A 22,421-nucleotide genomic window follows, 5' to 3' on the forward strand; every position below is an offset into this window, starting at 1 on the left:
AAAGGAGCAAAATAAAAAAGGTCCTGAACTATACAGGTACAAATGAAAATTTTTATACAGGGGCACTTTAAGTTAGCGAACTTAAAGTGTGTAAAATATACTGATAAACATAAAAGATGATGAATGAGAAAACGGGTGATTAAGTTGAATAGAGCGATCGGTGTTATTGATTCAGGAGTGGGCGGTTTAACAGTAGCGAAGGAATTAATTCGTCAGTTGCCGAAAGAGCGTATTATATATTTAGGAGATACAGCACGTTGCCCTTATGGCCCGCGTTCTCGTGAAGAAGTGCGTCAATTTACGTGGGAAATGACGGAGCATTTATTAGATTTAAATATCAAAATGTTAGTGATTGCGTGTAATACAGCAACTGCGGTTGTATTAGAAGAAATGCAGAAACAATTACCAATTCCAGTAGTTGGAGTTATTCATCCAGGATCACGTACAGCTTTAAAAGTGACAAATACGTATCATGTTGGGATTATTGGAACGATTGGAACAGTAAAAAGTGGTGCCTATGAAGAGGCGCTAAAGTCTATTAATAACCGTGTTATGGTAGAAAGTTTAGCGTGTCCACCTTTCGTTGAGCTTGTAGAGAGCGGGAATTTCGAAAGTGAAATGGCGTATGAAGTTGTAAGAGAAACGTTGCAACCGTTGAAAAGTACTGACATTGATACACTTATTTTAGGGTGTACACATTATCCGATTTTAGGTCCTGTTATTAAAAAGGTAATGGGGGATCAAGTACAATTAATTAGTTCGGGTGATGAAACAGCGCGTGAGGTAAGCACGATTTTATACCATAGTAAGGTGTTAAATGAGGGAGAAGAACAAAGTGATCACCTCTTCTTAACGACTGGTAAAATAGGTCTGTTTAAAGAAATTGCATCAAAATGGTTCGGTCAGCCGATTGAAAATGTGAAGCATATTAATTTAGAAACAGAATAATAGTAGATTCATATAAGAGAACTCCTGAGAAATCAGGGGTTTTTTCTGTGTAAGTGGCTATAGCTTGTTCTAAAATATGAAACAGCTCGTATACATAATAGTACAAACTTAGATTTTAGGGGGGAATGGCATGCCTAAATCCACTTTTAAATGGGTTGTTGGTGCTACTGTGAGTGCGATTTTATTATCAGGGTGTGGCTTGTTAAATCAAGAGAAAGCGACAGAACAAATTGATCCGCCAAAAAAAGTTACGTATACAGAAGGTGAAAAGAAAGAAACAGCTAAAAAAGATAAACAAGGGCAAACAGTAAATAGAGAGTTATACCTCGTTGATAAAAATGGATATGTCGTACCGCAAACTATTGCAATGCCTACTCCGAAGGCAAATGAAGTTGTACAGCAAACATTAGAGTATCTTGTGAAAGATGGACCAGTCACAAATTTATTGCCGAATGGATTTCGAGCAGTCCTTCCAGCGAATACGACGATGACCTTGAATTTGAAAAAAGGCGGGACAGCAGTAATTGATTTCTCTAAAGAAATGAAAAATTATTCAAAAGAAGAAGAACGTCAAATTGTTGAATCGGTAGCGTGGACTTTGACTCAATTTACAGAAATAAAACAAGTGCAGTTCCAAATAAATGGTGAAAAGTTAGCGAAGATGCCTGTTGCGGGTACACCGCTTGGTGAAGGTGTAAGTCGTGCGAATGGAATTAACTTTGATGATGAACAAGTAGCAGATGTAACGAATACAAAACCGGTTACACTTTACTTTATGGCGCAAAATAATAATAAGCAGCAATATTACGTACCGGTAACAAGACGCGTTGCAGAAGGAAAAGAAAATGATTACTCGGCAATTGTGAATGAGCTTGTAAAAGGTCCGATTCACGGTTCGTTACTAAATGATTTTAATCCGGGAGTTAAGCTTATTACGAATCCGAAAGTGGAGAACGGAAATATTACATTAAACTTTAATGAAAATATATTTGTGAACCAAGACAAAAGTATGATTTCAAATTACGTATTGAAGTCGTTAGTCTTATCTTTAACGGAAAAACAAGGTGTGAAAAATATTTCTATTGAAGTGAATGGGAAAGCAAACCTTACGGATGAGAAAGGTGAAAAGTTAATAAAACCTGTCGATCGTCCACAAAACGTAAATACAGGTAGTTTTTAATCGGGAATAATTTGATATACTTATGTAAGAAAGGGGAATTGCTTTTTGAGTTCCCCTTCTTTTATTGTTATACATATCGTACATTTAAATTTGGCTATACTAATGAGAGTATTTATGAGGGGGTTATTTTTATGCGAGTAGATGGTAGAGGACAAGCAGAGTTACGCCATATACATATTCATACAAATTATTTAAAACATCCAGAGGGATCGGTACTAATTGAAGTTGGGGATACAAAGGTAATTTGTTCAGCGACAATTGAAGAGCGTGTACCGCCGTTTATGCGTGGAGAAGGAAAAGGATGGGTAACAGCAGAATACTCAATGATTCCACGTGCGACAGAGCAACGTACAATCAGGGAGTCAAGTAAAGGGAAAGTAACAGGGCGCACAATGGAGATACAGCGTTTAATTGGACGAGCATTGCGTGCGGTTGTTGATTTAGAAGCGCTTGGTGAAAGAACGGTTTGGATTGACTGTGATGTAATTCAAGCGGATGGCGGAACGAGAACAGCTTCTATTACAGGTGCTTATGTAGCGATGGTATTAGCTTTTGAAAAATTATTGCAAGCAGACAAAGTATCTAAAATTCCAGTGAAAGATTATTTAGCGGCAACGTCAGTAGGTGTTGTTGAAGAACAAGGTGTCGTTTTAGATTTAAATTATGCTGAAGATTCTAAAGCAGACGTTGATATGAACGTTATTATGACTGGAAAAGGTCAGTTTGTTGAAGTACAAGGAACTGGAGAAGAAGCGACGTTTAGCAGAGCTGAATTAAATGAATTACTTGATGCTGCTGAACAAGGGATTTTCCAACTTGTTGAAAAGCAAAAAGAAGCATTAGGTGACATCGTATCTCATATAGAGTAGAGGTGGAAAATATGAAGCAAGTTGTTGTAGCGACGAAAAATCTTGGGAAAGTACGTGAGTTTGCTGAGTTATTTGAGAGATTTGACTTAGAAGTGAAATCTTTACACGATTTTCCTCATATTGAAGAAGTCGAAGAAACTGGTGAAACATTTGAAGAAAACGCAATTTTAAAAGCGGACAGTCTTAGTAGACAATTGAATTCCGTCGTAATTGCGGATGACTCTGGTCTTATTGTAGATGCCTTAAACGGGAAGCCAGGTGTATATTCAGCTCGTTTTGCTGGAGAGTCGAAAGATGATCAGGCGAATATAGATAAAGTGTTACAAGAGTTAACTGACGTCGATTTAGAAAAACGTACAGCTCGTTTTTACTGTGCGTTAGCAGTTGCTTTCCCTGAAGCTGATAAAGAGCCGGTTATTGTAAACGGAACGTGCGAAGGGAAAATTCTAGAACAGCGCCGCGGGGAAAATGGTTTCGGATACGATCCGATTTTTTATGTAGAAGAATATAAAAAGGCGATGGCGGAGCTAAGCTCAGATGAGAAAAATGCGATTAGTCACCGCGGGCGTGCTCTTCGTAAATTAGAAGAAAAAATCCCGGAATGGTTTTTAGAAGAATAAGGGAGAGAGATTGATGAAAGCTTTAATCGTAAGCGATAGTCATAGCTCTGTGAAGGAATTACAGCAATTAAAAGAGAATTACGAAGGGAAAGTAGATGTCATGATTCATTGTGGTGATTCAGAGCTAACACCTGCTCACGAAGAGCTGCAAGGTTTCCATGTTGTAAAAGGGAATTGTGATTATGCTAACTTTCAAGGTGAAATTGTAACTGATGTAGATGGAATTCGTTTTTTAGTTGTACACGGTCATCGTCATAATGTGAAAATGACGTTACAAACGTTAGCGTATCATGCAGAAGAAGTAGGAGCGCAAGTAGCATGCTTTGGACATTCTCATGTATTAGGGGCAGAATTAATTGATGGGATTTTATTTATTAATCCAGGAAGTATTTTGCTCCCGCGCTCTCGTGTGGAAAAAACATTCGCTTTATTAGAAATGGATGAAAATCATATAGAAGTTCGTTTTGAAACATTAGACGGACAGCTGGTGGAACAAGCAATTTTTAAAAGAGGATAAGGAAAATTATCCTCTTTTAAAAAAGTGTTGACTTTATAAGTGGTTATGAATATAATAAATATTGTCGATAGGGCAACGGCGCTAACGAAGAAAAATAAAATAACATATGCGGGTGTAGTTTAGTGGTAAAACAAGAGCCTTCCAAGCTCTGGTCGAGAGTTCGATTCTCTTCACCCGCTCCATGTCCCAGTAGCTCAGCCGGATAGAGCATACGCCTTCTAAGCGTACGGTCGGGAGTTCGAATCTCTCCTGGGACGCTAACAAAACCTTTGCGGTGACGTCAAGATCCGCGATATATAAGCTCTCTAATTCGTCAGTTGAATCGTACAATGTGCGGTCGCTAACGAGTTAGGGGGCTTATTTTTTTATGTCCAAAAGACGTGATTCTTTAACGATTGGTGAAGACTTATCGAATATTTTTAACGATAGATTGAAAAGTGATCCACGGAAGAAAGAGACCGCAGAGGGTCGTTATACGTTTAATTTAACAATCGACAAAGCGCTCGAGATAGTTGTACGTCAAATGAAGGCGACTGGCTTACGTGAGCGTACGATAAATGACTACTATTTACACGTTAGTCACTTTACGAAGATAACAGATACGCAATACTTAGAAGAATTAAACGTTAATCATATTTACGAGTGGCTATCGTCTATGAACGTTAGTAATCAAACGAAATTAACCCGTTTGAAGTGTCTAAAGGCGTTTCTAGGACGCTGCCACGATAACGGGTGGATTGATATTAACTTTTGGCGGAATGTGAAAATAAAAGTCGATACGCCTGTTAAAGAAGGTGCGACAGACCGTGAAATTAATATCCTGTTATCAGTGCTCGATTTAACACGATTCTTAGATTTACGGGATGCTACCGCTATCTTACTTATGTATCAGACGGGAATACGTGTCGGTACATTAGCGCAATTAGAACATAAGCACGTTGATTTAGATGCGAAAGTATTAAGTATTGATGGCGGTATTATTAAGAATCACGAATCAATATATCTGCCGTTTGATGATGCTCTCGCACGATTGCTAGACGTTCTAATGAAACAAAACGAAATCATTCGCAGAGAGTATAAAGCGAAAAATGATTATCTCTTTATTACGAAGAGTGGCGGAAGTGTCGTAACTAGTCCGACGAATAATATTATATCAAAACGAATGACTAAACATGCGAAGGAATATGGACTAAAAAACATCAATCCGCATGCCATACGTAGAGGTTTTGCGAAGAATCTTCTAAAGAAAGGTGCAAATGTCGCGCTGATATCGAAAGCGCTAGGGCATAGTGATATATCTGTTACAACGCGTTATCTGCACTTAGATAAAAATGAAGTAGCGGAAAGTCTACGGAATTTCTTGTAAATAAAAAGTCCCCGATTGCCGTCGGAGACTCAAAACATACACAAATCAAACTGAATACAGGACAATCCGCATCAGTCCGAATTTCTACCTTCATTCTATCGAAAAAAATCGAGGATTGCAAGGTGTCTTTAGTGATGTCTTTTTTAGGTATTGATGCGGTAAGTCAAAAAGCGGAAGCCGTACCGCTATAACAACGTAAAAGGGGAGCTGAACCGCCGCACACATCAGCGCTATACACTCCAACGCATATCATTCCCCGTGCGTCGTATAGGACTAGCCGATTGCGGGCATTGTACGGCAAGGGTGGAAATACGTTGTTACTACGGTAACAAGGTGTATCGAAAGATTTACGCACTATGGGACGTTTTGTAGTGTAGAAAGTCGATATGTGCGAAAGCACAAGGACGGGGAATGCGTTACTGAAAACCTCACACAACGAGCCGACGCTAGTTGTTAACGCCTTACCTCTATTTGCATTGATATACACGAAATCTGACGAAGTTTAACCGCTTCGTTATTTTTTATCTATGCGAATAGGGGTGAAAACTGCGCCCTGCTTCCTACGACTTCCTCGCCTCTGCTAGTCGATGCGTCACCGATTGTCAATAGCATAAATTCGATATTGAACGCCACTAGCGGAGTGAGTTGAATATCGGGGGTACAGGTGCTATAAAAGGTGGAAGACTTACGTATGCAGAAACGACTTACTATCGGACAGTACGCAAATGAAGGCGAAAATATAAAAGAAACATTGAATAGAATAGCGATACTAGCTAAAAAAGAAGTGGAAGATTATTACATAGGAATATACAATAATAAAAATAGAACGATGATAAAAGCGCATTACATACCGTTAATAGAACGACTAGCCAACGATAATTGGCATCGTATAAACAATGAGATACATTTCATTGATGATTGTTTCCGTAGAATAAGATATGCAATTAGAACGTTTGATGTAGAGCGAGGAGACTTCGACAAAAGAGTGAAGTACTTTATCTATCGATCGTTACGAGATTATTGCGGAAGAAGAGGAGAAAAACGATACAAGATAACGCTTATAGAAGATAGTAACACATTTAAAGCGTTGGACTGTACAGATACTACGGAAGAAAAAGCAATCGATAATATGAGTACATACGAAGAGACATACGCAAGGTTATACGAGAATATATGCGTGAAGGAAATAGATTTTATTGTATTAGACACTATGATACATACCGCGAAGAATTACGATAAGGTTACGGAGGCTGAAATCTCTAGAGCACTATCGAAAAAGACGGGGCGATCATTTGATTCCGCTAGAAGTACGATAAGAAGTTTTAAGAAGAGACTGCGAAAAAGGAACGTCAGAAGGGAGGATATAGCGTGAAGAGAAAGTGGAAAGAGAAAAATGCTAGGGCTAACCTGTTAATAGTTGCGTTCGTACTTTTGATAGTTACGAAAATAATAGGGAACGTCATTATAGGGGGACTGGCGGTATTATTTGCAATGGCGGTAGTTGCATCGGTTATTATGCGAGAATAGGAGACGTTAGGCGGAAGAGAAAGAAGTAAGAGGACATATAAAGGTTCGGAAAAAGACGGAGGAATTATACTATGAAAAATAATCGTAAAGTAACGTACCTAATCGTATTCGCATTTTTATTTATGACCGCAGCGAAGGCGTTCGGCAATCTATACGTAGCAGCATTCGGCGTGGCGTTTGGATTATCGATAGGTTTGGCGTGTTTAACCGAAATCATATCGAGAAAAAGAGGCAAAGGTACTCGTGAGTGATCGATTAGGGGGACGTTTTTTTATTTTGAAAGGATGGAGATTGTATGCGTATTAGCGTAGAGAGGAAAGCGGAATTGTTTCAGGGGCTTTTAAACCGTTTACGAAGTGACCAAACTATTATGATAGGAAGTCTTTCTCGTTTTAACTTATCTAATGGAAATACAATAAGAAAGCTACATATTATTCGTAATATGGATACTAAAACAATCTATTGTCGTAAATTAGGCGTGGCTAGGGGGTATATCCAACCTTTGAACTCAAAGGAAATACGTTTGTTTTCAGGTGGGGTTTGCAGATTATGTGTGAAAAGGTGGATCAAAGAAGAGTTTGAGAAGTTATTGCAGGAGGAAAAAGAAGAGGGACATTAAGTCCCGTCTTAGTCACTAAGGGCGATTCGAGCTATATCACCAATCTTTATAACTTTATCTCCTGTTTTTCTCCCTGATATTTCACTCTCATTTATATCAATTTTTTCTATGTGTGTCTTCGTTTCTGTAGTTCCTGCCATTCCACCAAGTCCAGCTACACTACTAGAAATTGCTTTTTGAAGAGGGGAAGGGTGGTATATCTTTTCAGTTACTACCTTTTGACAAACCGTAAATTCTGAATATACCTCGGTAACCTTTAAAGTATCTTTTATGAAGTCAAGCGTTCCAAGTATTTTATTATCGTTAAATGGATCGGATATTTCATCTCCTTCTAAAAATATTTCAATGTCATCCCCTATTGAAATATCTTCATTTAGTCCGCCATTTATTACGATGCTATATTCATCAATAATCTTAATTACTCTGAACGTTGTATAACTGCTCATCAAAATCCCTCTTTTCTTTATTTATTACCTCAATTGTTCTACTTTTCACATTCGTCGTAAGCACTCTTAATTCTTGATGTTTCTGTCCTCTGTATGAATCTTTTACATGAACTTCAAACTCAGTGATTAATACACCTAACTCAGGTAAATCATGATGTATAAATAACTTTCTTTTATGTACAAAATTATCATACTTATCAATTGATTCATCAGAATTCTTATTTGTGTTTTTTAGCTGGGTAAGTTCAGCATTCAAGGAATTCAAATCTTTTTGAGATCGAGATAGTTTTTTGAGCAAATGTATCACAAATAATAGAAAATAAAGAGTAGAAAACCCGAATATCAAAAGAAACTTCTCAGTATTGTTCCATGAAAGGGAAAAGAAGCCTACAATTCCAAAGAACCCAGGTAATGCAGTTAAAAGGAAGTTTTCTAACTGTTTCAATTCATTTCACCCCCTTTAATTAGAAGTTTAATAGTTCACTGGCATTCCCCATTTAAAATTATTATACATTTTTTCTTAGTATAATAATAACTGTATATGCTTGATTCTTCCAAGTGAAATTGATTGTTTATATCCGAATGTATTGAAATGAATTTATTTATAGTGAAATGTAGTATCATCCACCGATTTAAACGCAATATTAATTGGAGAAATATTCGTTTATAGAAAAGTGTAGTCGAATGTAGCGAATGAAATGGAATGTAAACTATACGATTATTTAACGCAGGGTGATCGAATCCCTTTCGGCTCTAAGGTTTACGGTGGTTTACGTGTAACGCAAATAGTTACAACTGGTTACATATATACGAAACTCATAGGGATTGGTACATTTCGGTAGTACTTCGTATATATCGCTAGTAATTTATGATAGATTGCGCATAGTAATCGTTGTACATCGATACATATGTGTAGTTATCGGCAGTGATTGCTATACGTCAGCAAATTTCCGTTTTGGAAGAGCGATCGAAATTTCAGGGGGTCTGCGCATTCTGTTCGATTTCAGCAAATAAAAAAGACGCCGATTAATTCAGCGCTTGTTGTCGTTGTTTTCTCGCATATCGTTCTAAGGTCGATAATGAAATGCCTGTCATTTCTGCGGTCTTTTTCATCGACCACTTCATTTTATCTCGCATTTCCATCGCCTCTTTTAACTTCGAATCCCCGTGTTGCTTCGGACGTCCTTCTTTATAGTCGGGGCGCTGCTTAGCGATTGCCTTGCCTTCCTGCGTTCTCTCGACGATCATATCTCGTTCAAATTCTGCGAACGCGGCGAATACATTAAACATTAATTTACCCGATGCGGTTGATCGATCAATGAGACCAATATTTAATACGTTAACCTTTACGCCTTTTTCGTACAGATCCGTTACAAGTTCGATCGCATCCTTTGTTGAACGAGCAAAGCGGTCTAGTTTCGTTACGACCATCGTATCACCTTCGTTTAGTTGCTGCATTAATTCGTTTAGCTGCGGTCGATCCTTCGTTGTACCCGTAAACTTCTCCGAGTAGATATATTCACATCCCGCCTTCTGTAAAGCGATTTCCTGTGTTTCTAAATCCTGTCCGATCGTACTAACTCGTGCATATCCGTATACTGTCATAATAATTCGCCCCTTTTTGCATCCTTCTGCGCCTACACTTTTGAAGGTAAGTTATGAAGGTGTCTCGTACACCGATATTATCACACGTCAAAAACACCGTCAATACTTGAAAGTTATGAAGGTTACTCAAGGTTACCAAGTTATCATTTCTATAAGGAATAGGGCGTATGTATGTGCCGTATTCGTCATATCTATTTCACAGGGCACACCATGTACGGTTTTATAGGGCATATAGGGTAAGTGTCATAGGGCGTACCACATAGACTTATACAGGCGCGTATATCTGTGTGCATATAACCGCTATCGAATGTCTAACGGCTCTCCTGTGATGCCTTAGCCGCGTTTAACCGATAGAACTATTCGTATTACATCGTACCAATATTACCCGCCAATCCGCGCCATATCGTACCGTACCACATCTATATACTATATCGAACATCATTTATCGTCAGTAATATATGTGAGTATTTGCGTTGAGTCTTTCGAAAGAGTCATCGAAAAGATTCTATTAATCTTTCTATCGCAAAGAGTTAAGAAGGATTCGAAGAGTTATTCGAAAGCAATTGACTTTCTTTATTCATTCCTTTACTCATTCGATTGAAACTTTCTGCGTTAAAAGAATGCTTTTAAATCAACGTTTCTTTTAATGTATAAAACTTATTCGAAATGTTTTGTTCATCGAAAGTCTTGCGAATGCTTTTAAATCAACGTTTAAAACGAATTATCGAAAGTAACAAAAGTCACTTCTGTCACATTCGTTATGCATCGAAATGAATGTCGCATTCGCCGTCGAGTTATCCAGTATCGAGAAAATTCTCTCGACCCCCAACGCCCACCACTGATCCTCGTACGCAACCTCTAACACCTAGCGTATTCAAATTTTGACTCAGGGGGTTAATTCCCGCGGTAGTTAAAGAAGCCTATCGACTACCACGGCAACCAAATTTGCATAAATTCCGCAGACTTGACCGCAGAAAAAAGTCGATGCCCCTATATAAATAGAAGCGTAAAAATAAAATACAGAGATTAACCGAACTGTATATAATCACTGCGTCTATGTTTACGTAGCGATAAAGTGGCGATCGATAAAAAAATTTCGCAGACTTGACCGAAACAGATTGGCTCACGGCGTTTATATTAACGTAAGCAGATTGGCAGCGATTATTATTTAGATGAACTTCGCCTTTCCGTTCCTTCTTATGCGTAACAATTTTATTGAATTGATGATTTTATGCGTTATTAATTTATTGATTGAATATGCCTTTTTATATTCGATCAACTGCGATAGCAGTCGGTATATAACTATCGTTATATATATAATCTAGTTCAATAAATTTAGTTACTTATAAATCTAGTTACCATGCAAAATGACGTATGTTAAGACATGCAGATTAGCGTAATGCCGTGTGCAAAATGACGTAATCCCATGTGCAAAATAGCGTATGTAAATTATCAACAATGGGGGAGATCTTGAAAATGAAAGAGATAATAACAGACCTACTAAACGGTGAACAACTTGAAACAAAATTTGAAGCGTTCCCGCAGTTCAAAAAACAGGCGTTATCTGCCGAAAGGATCACGGAGCAACATAAGAAACAACCAACATTCGATAAGTCAGTGATGCCTGAAAAAGGTAATCATACACTCGAATTTATCAAAATGCCGACGGATTTGCGCTACTATGCGTATATGTCCGAATACGGCGTAAATGATTCAGTATTAATGTTGTATCAACTGATTATCGATTTCTATAATGTTGATCAAAGGAAAGCATTTCCCTCGCAGTATCGTCTAGCTATGCAAACGGGAAAGAGCCTGCGAACGATCATAAACAATCTTAAAGTATTGCGTCAGGTAGGTTTAATTCAAATCAAGAAAACGGGAAGCGGATCGAATAACGAATACCGCCCATTATTGCCGTTACCACCTGCGCAGCTATTCGAGAGATATCCGAAAGCATTAGAAAGGCTTATTAAACAAAATAAATCAGTCGTAGCGATCCGACAACGTGATGAAAAGCGACGAAAGAGGAAAGTTGAGACGGCGGAATGGCAATAAAATTCGAAATGTCTAAAACCAACCTAAAAGAAACCGATCAACGACACTAAAAATACATGAAACCTACAAATTCTAGGAGGAATCAAAATGACAAATAAAACCAACAACAAAACAACTAATTCAACGGAAAAATTAAAGAAGTGCTACCGATGTAAAAAACTAAAACTAGAGCGGGAGTTCCATGTGTGCAACAGTCGAGAGGACAAGTTGCAACTATACTGCAAGCCATGCAATAACAATACGAAATATACGGGGAAATTATCGGTGATCTTCGTAGAAGTAGACGGTGATCAGATCGAATGCAAGAAATGTAATACCTGCAAAGAGATTAAACCGCTATCGGCATTTAATAGTAACGGGACGCAGCGCGGCAAATATTCTCGTCGTGGATCGTGTGGACAGTGCGAATACGAAAAGAAAGTAAAGTCGAAAGTAATAAAAAAGGCATTGCAGCATAAATAAAATTCATAATTTATACGGAGGTATCGCAAATGAAAACTATATATAGAACTCACGCAACGTGGACGAAAGAAAGTGGCTATGATCCGCGACGTATATTATCCGACATCAATCCTATGCGTAACGAAAAGAAAACTAAAACACACCGAGATGCTGATATAACGGCACTCTTAGAGAAAGCTCGTCAAAAGTATGGAAGCGATTTTGTACTTATAAACGAAGGTCGCGAAGTAGATCCAAATTGGATGATCAAACATCAGCCGCCAAAAGGAAACGGTGGTATTCGTGAAAGGGGGTTGCTCTATATAAGACTGCATAGATTACGTGGAAGATGTGGGATCTGTCCGAAAGAAAAATAACAAAATAAAAAAAGTTTCAATACATATACAAAAAAATACTAGATAGTCGCACATATATTATGAGGAAACAAGGGTGTTTTCCTTACACCTCACCTGCGTTTGCCGCGAGATCCTATGTTAGTGCGCGGTGGTGGTTGCCCGCCTTCACCGCATTTCTTTTATTTAAAATTAAACTCATTTTTTAATATGAAGGAGGTTACAAGGATGAATACAAATGTAATAAAGCTATTTATGTCAATAGCTCAGATCAATCAATATCAATTAGCGAGATTGCTTGGCGTACATCAAACGGCGGTAAGTGGTTGGTTAACTAGAAAGTGCGGTATGTCAGATGACAATGTATCTAAGCTAATGGACATCATCGGTGAGCAAAACGTCCGCACATTAAAGAATCTATGTAATTCGCTAGCGATAGATGAATGGCGAGAAGCCGTTAAACAAAAACTAGCGGCTGAGAAAGGTGGAAGGTAGTATGTCAGAAAAAAAGCTAGTTAATGCAGTCCGTCCATTATTCGTAACAAACTACCATACGTTACACGGCACGAAGTTTTTAGTTTCGTTCCTATATGTCGATGGACAATCAGTAGCACAGTTTGTAACGGAAGAAAGCGAATTCGAGAATCCGATAGATAAACTAGGCGACTACCTGATCGCAAACTTCGATCTATCTAGTTTTGGAGTTTTAACGGCAACGGAGGAAATCTATGTATCTTCAATAACTGCGGAGGACGTTTTCGCACATTTAGTGGATAAAGAAGAAGTGAGCGAGACCTTTCGACTGTTCGAAAGAAAAGACGTAAAACAATCGTTGATTGTTATCCACGACTTGGTAGATCCTACTACAGTGCCAAAAGAGCCGATTAAAGAACCGACAAAATTCGAAAAGATCTTAATCGCAGTATTGTTAAAACTTGCGAATGGATTAAATGGCGTGTCAACAAAACTACAAACAAAAAGGGGTAAATAATTATGGGAAACACTAAAACTATCAAGGAACTAATTACGGAAGCATACGGAATCAAAAGCGGTACAGCTAGCTATGTACAAGGTTTATTACGAGGGCAGGATGGATTATACGAAATGCTTGCGAAAATCGAAGGTGATAACAGCCTATCATATAAGGGGAAACTCGAAAAGAGAGAGCGGGTGAAAAAGATGGCTGAATATACGTTAATGGTGGAAATGAAAGACCGCCGAGAGAAGTATAATGCGTTGCTAGACGAAGCTGAAAAGCAAGTGCGAGCGAAGTTAACGCCTGATTACGAAGACCTAGAGGCAACCGACCGTATTCTATATGATGCGGAAATCAAAGACCTAAAAACAAAGGTGCTACTAGCGTCCGACCAAAAACTAACTATGAAATATCTAGACCGCATGGTAGAACTAGCGAGTGGTAACGGAAAGACGGCGTTAGAAATTCAAGACTATTTTACAGGACAACTGGCGGAACTAGTAGGCAAGGGTCATAACCTCACACACATTCGCCCGCAACTTCTAGTAATGTCGAACAAACTAACGAAGGCGTCACAGGTCGATAATTTCGATGGTATCAAAGCGCAACTAAGAGACATTAATCAAATGAAACAAGGCTCATTCGCCGTAGGGGCAACACAAACGGCAATCACGGATAATATCGGGCACGTTGCGGGGCAATACGTAAACAAGTCTGCTACCTATTTCGAAGACCATGCGGAAACGGTCGCATTCGTAGAAAAGAAAGTCGAGAATCATAGACGATTTGGGCACGACTTATATAGCGAGTAATACGGGAGCGAGAGGATTTTTATCCTCTCTATCATATCGATATAACGGGAAGGATGCGATAATATGGTAGAAATCAAGAAAGATGCGAAGAAGGTTAATGAGGAATTAGGCGAAGAGGTGACAGAAGTACAAGAGCCGATGCTAACAAATGAGGAAGCAAAAGCAATGTTCGCGCCGAAGCGACGACCAGGAATGGTGTACGCGAGATGGAGCGACCAACCTGTAACCGATCCGAAAGTGAAAAAGAAAGCTACGGTTATTCAAGGCATGGTGTCAGCACGCCACTTAAATGCGAATTAAATAAACGATGACAGGTGTTCTCCAATGAGGGGAGCGCCTTTTTTATTGTGTTAAAAGAATGAAGAAAGGAATGATTAAAAAATGGCGAACGCGGGAGAAGTAAGAGCGAAACTCGTACTAGATAACGCTCAGTTTCGACAGGGCGTAAATCAAGCAAGACAAGATATGCAAGGGCTAGGAAAGGGAGCGCAAGACACCTCGAAAGGTATATCGACATTAAACAAAGCATCGGCAGCCGCAGGGATAGCTATAGTAGCTTCGGTAGGTGCATCGGTTAAAGCTGCGGCAACCTTTGAGCAGTCAATGGCGAAGGTTAAGGCGATATCAGGAGCTACAGACGTCGAATTCAAGGCGCTAGAAAATACGGCGAAGGATCTCGGAGCGTCTACACAGTTCAGCGCAAGTCAGGCGGCGGACGGTTTAGCGTTCTTATCTTTAGCGGGATTCAAGGCGCAGGACTCAATCGACGCAATTCCATCTGTATTAAACCTAGCTGCGGCAGGTGCAATCGATCTAGGGTCTGCGGCGGACATCGCATCGAACATTATGACGGGGTTCGGATTGTCTGCGCAAGATACAAGTTTTGCAACCGATGTTTTAGCAAAGACATTCACAACTGCGAATACTGATATGAATCAATTAGGCATGGCTATGAAATACGTTGCACCAGTAGCAAACGCATTAGGTTGGGATATCACCGACGCAGCTGCGGCAGTAGCGAAAATGTCCGATGCAGGTATTCAAGGATCGCAAGCAGGTACGTCTCTACGTGCTGCATTACTATCTTTAGCGAATCCGACAGGACAAACCGCAAAAGCCTTCGATAAGTTAGGGATCAGCGTAGTAGACGCAAATGGACAATTCAAGCCATTACCCGAGTTGATCGGTCACATTAGCGGAAAAATGGAAGGCATGACAGACGCACAAAAGACCGTAACAGCAGCGCAATTAGTTGGGACGGAAGCGTCGGCGGGATTCTTAGCGTTACTAGCACAAGGACAACCTGCACTACAAAAGTATAAAACGACATTAGAAGAATCGGGCGGAACTGCGGAACGTGTAGCGAAGATCCAACAAGATACGCTAATTGGCGCATGGAATCAAGTTAAGTCTGCGTCAGAAGGTTTAGCGATCAATCTAGGACAGGCGCTATTACCTGCTTTTACTGCGGTAGCACAGGGAGCAGCGATGCTAATCGGCGGACTATCTCAATTAGATCCTGCATTCTTAGCGGGTGGACTAGCGGCAGCAGCCTTCGCGTCAGGCGCGATGTTAGTCGCAAATAACATGAATAAAGTTATCGCAGCGGTTAGGTTACTAGGCGCTACATTATTAACGAATCCTGCTACGGCATGGGTCGCAGGTGTATCGCTAGCGGTCGGAGCTTTAACGACTGTACTTATGAAAGCGTCGGGGTCTACACGAGAATACAAAGAGGTCTCACTAGATACGTATAAATCGTTAGGTGAGCAAGCGGATTCAATGAATAATCTGGCTAATAAACATGATGAATTACGCGGGAAGATCGGTCTAAGTACAGACGAGTTACTGCGATATAAGGACTTACAAAACGAAATCGCAAAAGCCGAAGAGGGCGACAGTAAACAAAAAATGATCGAAGAGTACGAGCAGTTAGGTCAAAGAGCGGGCGTAACTAAAGAGGAAATGAACGAATATTTATCGGTCAATTCCGAGATTATCGCAAAAGCACCTGCTACTGCGACGGCATTCGATAGCAAAGGAAATGCGATCGTTAAAACTGCGGACGAAGCGCGAAAACTATCTGAATCATATAAGGAAATGCAACGTATCGAACTAGAGTTACAACAAACGCAGCTTATGATTAATCAGAAAAAGGATCTCGAAGACATGGTCGAGGCATCGAAGAACTATCAAGAGTCGTTAAAAGAGCGTGGGAATCTAGAAAAGGCACAAGCCGAAGCGCAATCTCGCTACGATAGTATGCGAAAGCAGCATCAAGACGCTATAAACCGCGGCGACGAAAAAGGGATCGAGAATACGGCGAAACTTTTAGACAATCGCAGAAATACGTTAATGAATGCTAATGCAGAACTAGCCGCAAACAAGGCAGCAGGTACAGAATTAAGAGGTCATTTAAATTCTGCGCAACAAAAGTTACAAATGAGCGAAAGAACTACAGATCTAATCGTACAAGAGCAACTAGCGTCGATAGGCGTACAAGCTGCGACAAAAGATGCAGTAGCAGCGATTCAAGAAAAGTTAAATGCGGAGCAGAACGTCGTAAAAGAACTCGAAGCACAAAAAGAGGCAGCGGGCGGATTAACTGACGAGCAACAAAAGACGCTAGATGCAGCATCGCAAAATGTAGATAAGTTAAACGAAGCGAAAGACGCAATCAATAACGCCAAGTCTAATCAAGATATGTATAAGCAAGGATTCGAAGATACGCTAGGGGTTATCGAGGATATGAACGACGGTCTAGAAAAGCCTATCGATAAAAAAGTAAATATGAACGTAGACAAGGCGAAGAAAGATGCGGAGGATCTCCAAGCCAACGCAGAGCGGGAAGCGACGAAGAAGACGAAAGGTGACAACTCGCACGCTAATAATGAGGCGGACAAGACCGACAAAAAGGCGCAAAAGGAAAACACGAAGAAGACGAAGGGTGATAACTCTCATGTTAACGCTGAAATCGAAAAAAGCGATAAGAAGGCGCAGAAGGAGAACACCAAAAAGACTAAAGGCGACAATAGTCATGTAAATTCTGAAATCGATAAAACTGATAACAAGGCGAAGAAAGAAAATACGAAGAACCTAAAGGGGAATAATTCCGATGCTAATGCGAAGATCGATGAAACAGATCGCAAAGGTAAGCAGGAAGTGACGAAGCCTTTAGATATGGACGACAAGCAGGCGAAAGCACGTCTTGACGAGATCAAGCGAGAGGCGACGAAACCTGAAAGGAAAAGCATATTCCTCGATATCAAAGAGTCGATCACACGAACGGTAAACAACATCTTCGGAAACGCAGAGAAGCGACATAACGGCGGGACTCTTCATCAAGTAACGAAGAAACCGAAGTATCATAACGGCGGATCGCCTCGCGGTCTAGTCGCAAATCGACCGAAGTTCGACGAAGTAGATGCGCGACTACTTAAAAACGAGATGGTATTAACGCAGGCACAACAGGCGGGTCTATTTAACCTTCTTCGTACTGCGAATCGACCTTCTACGGTATCGGCGTTCTCTAAACCGCAAGGCGATCAGGTCGGAAATACTACGATGAGTGTGAACATCAATGTTGCCGAAATGAGCGTACGTGACGATCAGGATCTTCCGAAGTTAGCTCAACAGGTAAGTCAGGAAATGGCGAAGCAGCAGCGAAGTCTAGAGCGATCAAGAGGTCGATAAGTTTAGCGAAGATTGGCGGGGAATATCCCGCCTTTCTTTCTTTTTGTAGACTATATGCAAAAAACCACGATACCAAGAATGACGGCACTCTATATATCTTAGGCGACGAAACTGTCAAGGAAGAAGAAGTCGTTAAGGCGTTAGCTAAAACGAAATAATCGAAAATGATCGGCTAGGGCTTCGGCTCTAGTCGCTTTTTTATGCGTAAACGATATAGATTGGTAACGAATGGGATCGCATCGTTTAGCGTAGCTGGCATCGGCTCATTCACATTCAAAGAAAATAACGTTTCTAGTGTGATTTGGCAGCCGTTATCGGAACTTATCCCCGACAGTGTGTTACAATTAAACGAAGCGGAAAGCGAGGATCTCCAATTGACTGGACGTGTGATTGGTTGGACAGTTTAAGAAGGTTGTATAAAAAAGGGAGATGGCGCAAAGATGGCGAGAGCAAACGAGAATGATATAACGGAGAAATTGGCAGAAGGTCACCGAAAATATGGTGACGGCAACTTTACAATACAGAACATCGGTGATGAAACTAACCCAAATTGGACTGTCTTAAAAAACGTGAGGAAGGGAGCGGCGGGTATTCACGAGGGCGAAGATATATTTAGCCTGCGATCAAAATATATAAAATAGTGCGGAGATGGGCGGGCATCACTTCGTCTGTCTTTCTTTTTATAGACTATATGCGTTCTATTTCGATTTAATTAGATTAAGAGACGGGCGGAAGTGAGGTGAGCGGCAGATTTGCTACACCTTTTTTATTATTTATGTGATATATTTAGAAGATAATATTGTAAAAATTAGATAATACAATATTACGCAAGTTGCGTAATAAGAAGAAGGAGATGATCATGTGAAAATCGAGGAAGTAATAACGTCGTTGAAAGAAAGTAACGCTAAGGAAGTTGGAAAAAAAATTGGCATGTGTGATAAAAGGTTGCTAAAGGGGCTAAACAACGCAGGGTATAAACATAGTAAAAAAGGTGGTATAGGTTGGTATTTTACAGGAGAAGGAGAGGCGCCTTTAAAAGCGGATATCCGAGAATTTGTAAAGGTTGCCGATGCAAAGAAGCCAGAAACTACAAATGATGCACATACGAAAAAAGAAGTAAATACGTTAGGAAAGCTCATGAGCGAATTGGTTACGATTAAAAACGCAGTTAATGAGATCAAGCAAGAAAAGGAAAAGATTTTGGCACAGAAGAATACTAATCCAATTCATTCGTTGCATGAACGCATTAGAGAAAGTGGATCGAAAGAAAAGGTTAGCAGGACGGTGAATATCGGCAAGGAGATATGTTCGAAATTAGGTACAGTCGAAGATGTGCTTCGAATCAATCGTGATGATATTATAGAGATTGCGCTTCGTGAGTTCTTTGAGAGGCTTAAGGTGTAATAGCGGTGAGAGGGACGTGGATTTTGTATCTACGTCTTTTTTCGGCTATAAGTTCGGAAAGGCGCGCTGAGAAACACAATTTGAGACGATTATCTTGTCTTCCGTGGATATAGTATCATCTAAATGCGTCAGAATCGTCGATAGGAAAATCGGTAGAATAAAAGAGTTTTCAACGTTGACGTAGAGCCGTACTATAGCGTATAATATTAATTAACAAAAACGGTCAGTTGACCGCCCAAATGAACGTTCAGCAAACGATGAAAGAGTCGTTTATATATCGTAGGTAAATGACGGAACGGGAGTTCGAATCTCTCCTGGGACGCTAACAAAACCTTGTTATCTTTTGATAACAAGGTTTTTTGTTTGTTTTAAATTAGTTATTAATAAACTTTTCAAAGACAAAACCGTAATCTTTCACATTATATTGCTTTTTCGTATCAACGAGCCAGTTAAAGGCGATATCGTTCATTTCTTTAAACTGTTCTGCTAAATTTACTTGTGCATTTGAAATACGGCTGAAAGCGTTAGATGCCATATCTAAACTTTTATGTGCATACTGCAATGTAATGTCGTTGTCGTATGAGATTTCTTCGATTTTAAGTAAAGCCTTATATAAATCTTTTAATTCTTCAATATGTTTTTTATGAACATCAATTGAGTAATGCTCATCTCCCATTTGAAATTTAATTTCTACATCTAAATCAATCGTTCCTGCAGTTTCGAGTGCTACGTTTTTAATTTGATATTTACTATAGCTAAAGCGGCGTAATGTACGTTTTTTGCTTGTGGCACTTGTACCATCTAGATGAATTAATCCTTTGTTTGTGAAACAATATTCATCCGATTTTGATTTAATAAGAAAATAAATTTTCTCTCCATCTTCATGCATAACGTAATCATCAGCATCGACCTTATCGTAATCTTTCGGTGTGATGACAGAACCTACATCGCTTAAACCTAAAACATCAGCAGCCATTTTTTTGAACATATATAATCCCCCTTGTAAATTAAATTCTTAATTGTACAAAAATATATTAACATGATTTTAAACTTATTTTTGAAATCTTACAACTCTGTAAGGTAAGTGTAAGGAAGTTCGATGGTAACAAATTACTAATCCTATATAATGAAGATAACAACGATACATGAGGAGGAAGAGATGATGAAGGGATTAATCGTAACGGGTTTAACAGTAGCTTTTGGGTTTGTGGCGTATGAAAAGTTAACATATGTAATTGATGTTGTAAAACATTTAGTAGCGTAGAAAAAACTGCCATGAGAGGGAAAGGGAATGAGTGAATGGATGGAATGGTTATTTGGAATTATAGGTACTTGTAGTGTAGTTTTATTGTTCTTTGTCCCGAGTGGTATACTTAGTTCGACAACAAGTTTGTTCTTTTTAAGTTTGTTTGCTTGTACGATGCTTATTATTATGTTTTTAATGAAGCGAAGTAAACCGATCTTCTATTTTAGCATGATTGTTATGGCAATTATTGTTCTCCAAATTATTACCCTTGTTATATACCCCACAATTATAAAAGCTTTCCGTTAATGATGAATCCTCTGCGTCTGTTGCTGAGGGTTTTTGTTTGTGAAAAATGAATTTCATTTAAAAGTTTGTTGCTTTTCGTTACGAAAATAGAATATTCCTATATTTCAAATAAATAATTTTGGAATGTTGTGTTCTCATTACGCATTTGATATATTTACTTTGAAGATCATTAAAATCTAAAAAAAGAGGCGGACGTATGGATAAAAAAGAAAATACGGTCGTATTGTTTCCGCAACTATCAGAACGCTATATTGATAAAGGTTTTTTAGCGTTGAAAGAGCGGGAATTCGAAGATGCATTGCGCTGCTTTGAAATATTACGTCAGTATAATGCAGAAACGGAACAAACAGAATTAGCTTCAGTTATTTGTTTGCTAGAATTAAAACGTATGGAAGAAGCGAAAGAAAAATGTAAGCAGTTGCTTGAAATAGGAGCTGTATTATTTGGTGATATTCTTGAAACGTATGTAACTATTTTAGTTCAAACAAATGATTATGAAGGTGTCATCGAAACTGTTGAGGAAGTTTTGCAAACGAAAGATATAATTCCTGAGCAAAAGGAAAAATTGGCGCAGCTTGCTTTGTTTGCGCAAGGGATGCTGAATGAAGAAGATATACCGCTAGTGGATTCGAATTTTGAATTAGAAGAATTCGCCAATTTGCTTTTTGGAGAAAACTTTGGTCAAAAGCTAAGGGTGATCCAGAAACTTTCGTTAAAAGACCTGGATCTCGCACTTCCTACTTTAAAGAAATTTTTAATAGACGAAGATCAGCACCCTTATTTAAAAACTTCTATTTTGTATAAAATGGTAGAAAATCAAATAGAAGAAGAGATTGAAGTAGAGAAGTTTGGGAATACGATAAAGGTGATTCCAGCATTTGTAGGTCATAATGAGGAGCAATCCGATAAAATTATACATAAATTCTCAAACCGGTTAGAGCAAAATTATCCGGATATATTTGATGCAATGGTTACATACTGGAAAGAATTACAAATTAGCATTTTCCCATTCCCTCTATTAATGGATAAAGTAGAAATTTGGGCTGCCGTCTTAGAGAGAATTGGAAGAAAGCGTTTCGGATTGGCTATTGATGAAGAAGAACTTATGACAGCATACAATATTGAGTTTGAGGAATTTCATATTGCCTATCAATGGTTACTGCGCATTGAAAGAGAAGGGTATTTGCCCGTATAATTATGAAAAAGAATCGTTCAGTTATTGAAACGAGCACATTCTATGTTATAATGTAAGGGTTGCAAAAGGCAGAAATCTGCCTGTTTGTAAGAGAAGAGGAGTATAATTCTCTTACTTAATATGTTTCATATTAGTCTCGAACAAAATATACCGTAGTTGTCTTTTAGACAATTAGTAGATTGGAACATTGTATCTGAAAGCTTTTTGCTAGAGGGTTATTTGTACATTTGTTATTTCAAA

The 22,421-nt window shown here is 39.1% G+C and carries 26 protein-coding genes, 2 tRNA genes and 1 pseudogene; 25 read left to right on the top strand and 4 right to left on the bottom strand.

Going from position 1 to position 22,421, the window contains the following annotated elements; translation table 11 throughout:
* Positions 1–135: 135 nt before the first annotated feature.
* From racE to MKX77_RS02085, 12 genes and pseudogenes are all read left to right on the top strand, one after another.
* Positions 136–948: a glutamate racemase gene (gene racE / locus MKX77_RS02030; protein WP_341305685.1), complete on the top strand. Its 813-nt coding sequence runs from the start codon at positions 136–138 to the stop codon at positions 946–948.
* Between the two features lie 130 nt (positions 949–1,078).
* Complete coding sequence (locus MKX77_RS02035; protein WP_215554320.1) at positions 1,079–2,128, top strand: GerMN domain-containing protein; 1,050 nt, start codon at positions 1,079–1,081, stop codon at positions 2,126–2,128.
* Between the two features lie 131 nt (positions 2,129–2,259).
* Positions 2,260–2,997, top strand: coding sequence for a ribonuclease PH (gene rph / locus MKX77_RS02040; protein ID WP_001261778.1), 738 nt, complete (start codon positions 2,260–2,262; stop codon positions 2,995–2,997).
* Between the two features lie 11 nt (positions 2,998–3,008).
* On the top strand, positions 3,009–3,617 hold the full coding sequence (locus MKX77_RS02045) for an XTP/dITP diphosphatase (protein WP_341305686.1): 609 nt from the start codon (positions 3,009–3,011) through the stop codon (positions 3,615–3,617).
* 13 nt (positions 3,618–3,630) lie between these two features.
* Positions 3,631–4,134 (top strand): metallophosphoesterase, encoded by a 504-nt coding sequence (locus tag MKX77_RS02050; protein WP_215554317.1) that lies wholly within the window; start codon positions 3,631–3,633, stop codon positions 4,132–4,134.
* Positions 4,135–4,242: 108 nt separating this feature from the next.
* A tRNA-Gly gene (locus tag MKX77_RS02055) sits at positions 4,243–4,316 on the top strand.
* 1 nt (position 4,317) lies between these two features.
* A tRNA-Arg gene (locus tag MKX77_RS02060) sits at positions 4,318–4,391 on the top strand.
* Between the two features lie 110 nt (positions 4,392–4,501).
* A complete protein-coding gene (locus MKX77_RS02065; RefSeq protein ID WP_341305687.1) occupies positions 4,502–5,500 on the top strand; it encodes a tyrosine-type recombinase/integrase in 999 nt (332 codons plus the stop codon).
* Positions 5,501–6,191: 691 nt separating this feature from the next.
* The gene (locus MKX77_RS02070; protein WP_341305688.1) at positions 6,192–6,872 is read left to right on the top strand and encodes a hypothetical protein; all 681 of its coding nucleotides are present in this window, start codon (positions 6,192–6,194) and stop codon (positions 6,870–6,872) included.
* Positions 6,869–7,056 (top strand): annotated as a pseudogene (locus tag MKX77_RS02075) (hypothetical protein). Before MKX77_RS02070 ends, MKX77_RS02075 begins: the two are co-directional and overlap by 4 nt.
* A 42-nt stretch (positions 7,057–7,098) precedes the next feature.
* Positions 7,099–7,278 (top strand): hypothetical protein, encoded by a 180-nt coding sequence (locus tag MKX77_RS02080; protein WP_341305689.1) that lies wholly within the window; start codon positions 7,099–7,101, stop codon positions 7,276–7,278.
* A gap of 44 nt (positions 7,279–7,322) precedes the next feature.
* Positions 7,323–7,646 (top strand): hypothetical protein, encoded by a 324-nt coding sequence (locus MKX77_RS02085; RefSeq protein ID WP_341305690.1) that lies wholly within the window; start codon positions 7,323–7,325, stop codon positions 7,644–7,646.
* A gap of 8 nt (positions 7,647–7,654) precedes the next feature.
* Here MKX77_RS02085 and MKX77_RS02090 read toward each other — a convergent pair whose 3' ends face one another.
* The 3 genes from MKX77_RS02090 to MKX77_RS02100 all read right to left on the bottom strand — a co-directional run bounded on the left by MKX77_RS02090 (position 7,655) and on the right by MKX77_RS02100 (position 9,697).
* Positions 7,655–8,092, bottom strand: coding sequence for a hypothetical protein (locus tag MKX77_RS02090; protein WP_341305691.1), 438 nt, complete (start codon positions 8,090–8,092; stop codon positions 7,655–7,657).
* Positions 8,061–8,537 (bottom strand): hypothetical protein, encoded by a 477-nt coding sequence (locus tag MKX77_RS02095; RefSeq protein WP_341305692.1) that lies wholly within the window; start codon positions 8,535–8,537, stop codon positions 8,061–8,063. Before MKX77_RS02095 ends, MKX77_RS02090 begins: the two co-directional genes overlap by 32 nt.
* 581 nt (positions 8,538–9,118) lie before the next feature.
* Positions 9,119–9,697: a recombinase family protein gene (locus tag MKX77_RS02100; protein ID WP_341305693.1), complete on the bottom strand. Its 579-nt coding sequence runs from the start codon at positions 9,695–9,697 to the stop codon at positions 9,119–9,121.
* A 1,428-nt stretch (positions 9,698–11,125) separates the two neighbouring features.
* Here MKX77_RS02100 and MKX77_RS02105 point away from each other — a divergent pair.
* The 11 genes from MKX77_RS02105 (at position 11,126) to MKX77_RS02155 (ending at position 19,434) form a co-directional block, all read left to right on the top strand.
* Positions 11,126–11,755 (top strand): helix-turn-helix domain-containing protein, encoded by a 630-nt coding sequence (locus tag MKX77_RS02105; RefSeq protein ID WP_341305694.1) that lies wholly within the window; start codon positions 11,126–11,128, stop codon positions 11,753–11,755.
* Between the two features lie 183 nt (positions 11,756–11,938).
* Complete coding sequence (locus MKX77_RS02110; protein ID WP_341305695.1) at positions 11,939–12,217, top strand: hypothetical protein; 279 nt, start codon at positions 11,939–11,941, stop codon at positions 12,215–12,217.
* A 29-nt stretch (positions 12,218–12,246) separates the two neighbouring features.
* The gene (locus MKX77_RS02115) at positions 12,247–12,573 is read left to right on the top strand and encodes a hypothetical protein (RefSeq protein WP_341305696.1); all 327 of its coding nucleotides are present in this window, start codon (positions 12,247–12,249) and stop codon (positions 12,571–12,573) included.
* 204 nt (positions 12,574–12,777) lie between these two features.
* Positions 12,778–13,044, top strand: a complete 267-nt coding sequence (locus MKX77_RS02120; protein ID WP_341305697.1) for a helix-turn-helix domain-containing protein — start codon at positions 12,778–12,780, stop codon at positions 13,042–13,044.
* A 1-nt stretch (position 13,045) separates the two neighbouring features.
* Positions 13,046–13,540, top strand: a complete 495-nt coding sequence (locus MKX77_RS02125) for a hypothetical protein (protein ID WP_341305698.1) — start codon at positions 13,046–13,048, stop codon at positions 13,538–13,540.
* A 2-nt stretch (positions 13,541–13,542) separates the two neighbouring features.
* Positions 13,543–14,337, top strand: a complete 795-nt coding sequence (locus MKX77_RS02130; protein WP_341305699.1) for a hypothetical protein — start codon at positions 13,543–13,545, stop codon at positions 14,335–14,337.
* 63 nt (positions 14,338–14,400) lie between these two features.
* Complete coding sequence (locus MKX77_RS02135; protein WP_341305700.1) at positions 14,401–14,637, top strand: hypothetical protein; 237 nt, start codon at positions 14,401–14,403, stop codon at positions 14,635–14,637.
* 81 nt (positions 14,638–14,718) lie between these two features.
* Complete coding sequence (locus tag MKX77_RS02140; protein WP_341305701.1) at positions 14,719–18,030, top strand: phage tail tape measure protein; 3,312 nt, start codon at positions 14,719–14,721, stop codon at positions 18,028–18,030.
* A gap of 200 nt (positions 18,031–18,230) precedes the next feature.
* Positions 18,231–18,437 (top strand): hypothetical protein, encoded by a 207-nt coding sequence (locus MKX77_RS02145; RefSeq protein ID WP_341307992.1) that lies wholly within the window; start codon positions 18,231–18,233, stop codon positions 18,435–18,437.
* A gap of 33 nt (positions 18,438–18,470) precedes the next feature.
* On the top strand, positions 18,471–18,671 hold the full coding sequence (locus MKX77_RS02150) for a cytoplasmic protein (RefSeq protein ID WP_201031839.1): 201 nt from the start codon (positions 18,471–18,473) through the stop codon (positions 18,669–18,671).
* 220 nt (positions 18,672–18,891) lie between these two features.
* Positions 18,892–19,434, top strand: coding sequence for a CopG family transcriptional regulator (locus MKX77_RS02155; protein ID WP_341305702.1), 543 nt, complete (start codon positions 18,892–18,894; stop codon positions 19,432–19,434).
* A gap of 373 nt (positions 19,435–19,807) precedes the next feature.
* Here MKX77_RS02155 and MKX77_RS02160 read toward each other — a convergent pair whose 3' ends face one another.
* Entirely contained in the window at positions 19,808–20,422 is a 615-nt protein-coding gene (locus MKX77_RS02160; protein ID WP_002112079.1) for a PH domain-containing protein, read from the bottom strand.
* A gap of 315 nt (positions 20,423–20,737) precedes the next feature.
* Between MKX77_RS02160 and MKX77_RS02165 the strand changes: the two genes are divergently transcribed.
* Positions 20,738–20,986, top strand: coding sequence for a hypothetical protein (locus tag MKX77_RS02165; RefSeq protein WP_215556637.1), 249 nt, complete (start codon positions 20,738–20,740; stop codon positions 20,984–20,986).
* 196 nt (positions 20,987–21,182) lie between these two features.
* The gene (locus tag MKX77_RS02170) at positions 21,183–22,181 is read left to right on the top strand and encodes a hypothetical protein (protein ID WP_215554316.1); all 999 of its coding nucleotides are present in this window, start codon (positions 21,183–21,185) and stop codon (positions 22,179–22,181) included.
* Positions 22,182–22,421 lie beyond the last annotated feature (240 nt).

Source organism: Bacillus sp. FSL R9-9410, assembly GCF_038050385.1.
Lineage (GTDB): Bacteria > Bacillota > Bacilli > Bacillales > Bacillaceae_G > Bacillus_A > Bacillus_A cereus_U.

What these genes read in the sequence shown, in the direction of transcription:
- MKX77_RS02090 (WP_341305691.1), bottom strand. Translation starts at nt 8,092, where the DNA reads ATGAGCAGTTATACAACGTTCAGAGTAATTAAGATTATTGATGAATAT.
- MKX77_RS02115 (WP_341305696.1), top strand. Translation starts at nt 12,247, where the DNA reads ATGAAAACTATATATAGAACTCACGCAACGTGGACGAAAGAAAGTGGC.
- MKX77_RS02050 (WP_215554317.1), top strand. Translation starts at nt 3,631, where the DNA reads ATGAAAGCTTTAATCGTAAGCGATAGTCATAGCTCTGTGAAGGAATTA.
- MKX77_RS02140 (WP_341305701.1), top strand. Translation starts at nt 14,719, where the DNA reads ATGGCGAACGCGGGAGAAGTAAGAGCGAAACTCGTACTAGATAACGCT.
- MKX77_RS02125 (WP_341305698.1), top strand. Translation starts at nt 13,046, where the DNA reads ATGTCAGAAAAAAAGCTAGTTAATGCAGTCCGTCCATTATTCGTAACA.
- MKX77_RS02130 (WP_341305699.1), top strand. Translation starts at nt 13,543, where the DNA reads ATGGGAAACACTAAAACTATCAAGGAACTAATTACGGAAGCATACGGA.
- MKX77_RS02080 (WP_341305689.1), top strand. Translation starts at nt 7,099, where the DNA reads ATGAAAAATAATCGTAAAGTAACGTACCTAATCGTATTCGCATTTTTA.
- MKX77_RS02035 (WP_215554320.1), top strand. Translation starts at nt 1,079, where the DNA reads ATGCCTAAATCCACTTTTAAATGGGTTGTTGGTGCTACTGTGAGTGCG.
- MKX77_RS02045 (WP_341305686.1), top strand. Translation starts at nt 3,009, where the DNA reads ATGAAGCAAGTTGTTGTAGCGACGAAAAATCTTGGGAAAGTACGTGAG.
- MKX77_RS02145 (WP_341307992.1), top strand. Translation starts at nt 18,231, where the DNA reads ATGCGTAAACGATATAGATTGGTAACGAATGGGATCGCATCGTTTAGC.
- MKX77_RS02165 (WP_215556637.1), top strand. Translation starts at nt 20,738, where the DNA reads ATGGAATGGTTATTTGGAATTATAGGTACTTGTAGTGTAGTTTTATTG.
- MKX77_RS02160 (WP_002112079.1), bottom strand. Translation starts at nt 20,422, where the DNA reads ATGTTCAAAAAAATGGCTGCTGATGTTTTAGGTTTAAGCGATGTAGGT.
- MKX77_RS02100 (WP_341305693.1), bottom strand. Translation starts at nt 9,697, where the DNA reads ATGACAGTATACGGATATGCACGAGTTAGTACGATCGGACAGGATTTA.
- MKX77_RS02070 (WP_341305688.1), top strand. Translation starts at nt 6,192, where the DNA reads ATGCAGAAACGACTTACTATCGGACAGTACGCAAATGAAGGCGAAAAT.
- MKX77_RS02135 (WP_341305700.1), top strand. Translation starts at nt 14,401, where the DNA reads ATGGTAGAAATCAAGAAAGATGCGAAGAAGGTTAATGAGGAATTAGGC.
- MKX77_RS02065 (WP_341305687.1), top strand. Translation starts at nt 4,502, where the DNA reads ATGTCCAAAAGACGTGATTCTTTAACGATTGGTGAAGACTTATCGAAT.
- MKX77_RS02120 (WP_341305697.1), top strand. Translation starts at nt 12,778, where the DNA reads ATGAATACAAATGTAATAAAGCTATTTATGTCAATAGCTCAGATCAAT.
- rph (WP_001261778.1), top strand. Translation starts at nt 2,260, where the DNA reads ATGCGAGTAGATGGTAGAGGACAAGCAGAGTTACGCCATATACATATT.
- MKX77_RS02150 (WP_201031839.1), top strand. Translation starts at nt 18,471, where the DNA reads ATGGCGAGAGCAAACGAGAATGATATAACGGAGAAATTGGCAGAAGGT.
- MKX77_RS02170 (WP_215554316.1), top strand. Translation starts at nt 21,183, where the DNA reads ATGGATAAAAAAGAAAATACGGTCGTATTGTTTCCGCAACTATCAGAA.
- MKX77_RS02085 (WP_341305690.1), top strand. Translation starts at nt 7,323, where the DNA reads ATGCGTATTAGCGTAGAGAGGAAAGCGGAATTGTTTCAGGGGCTTTTA.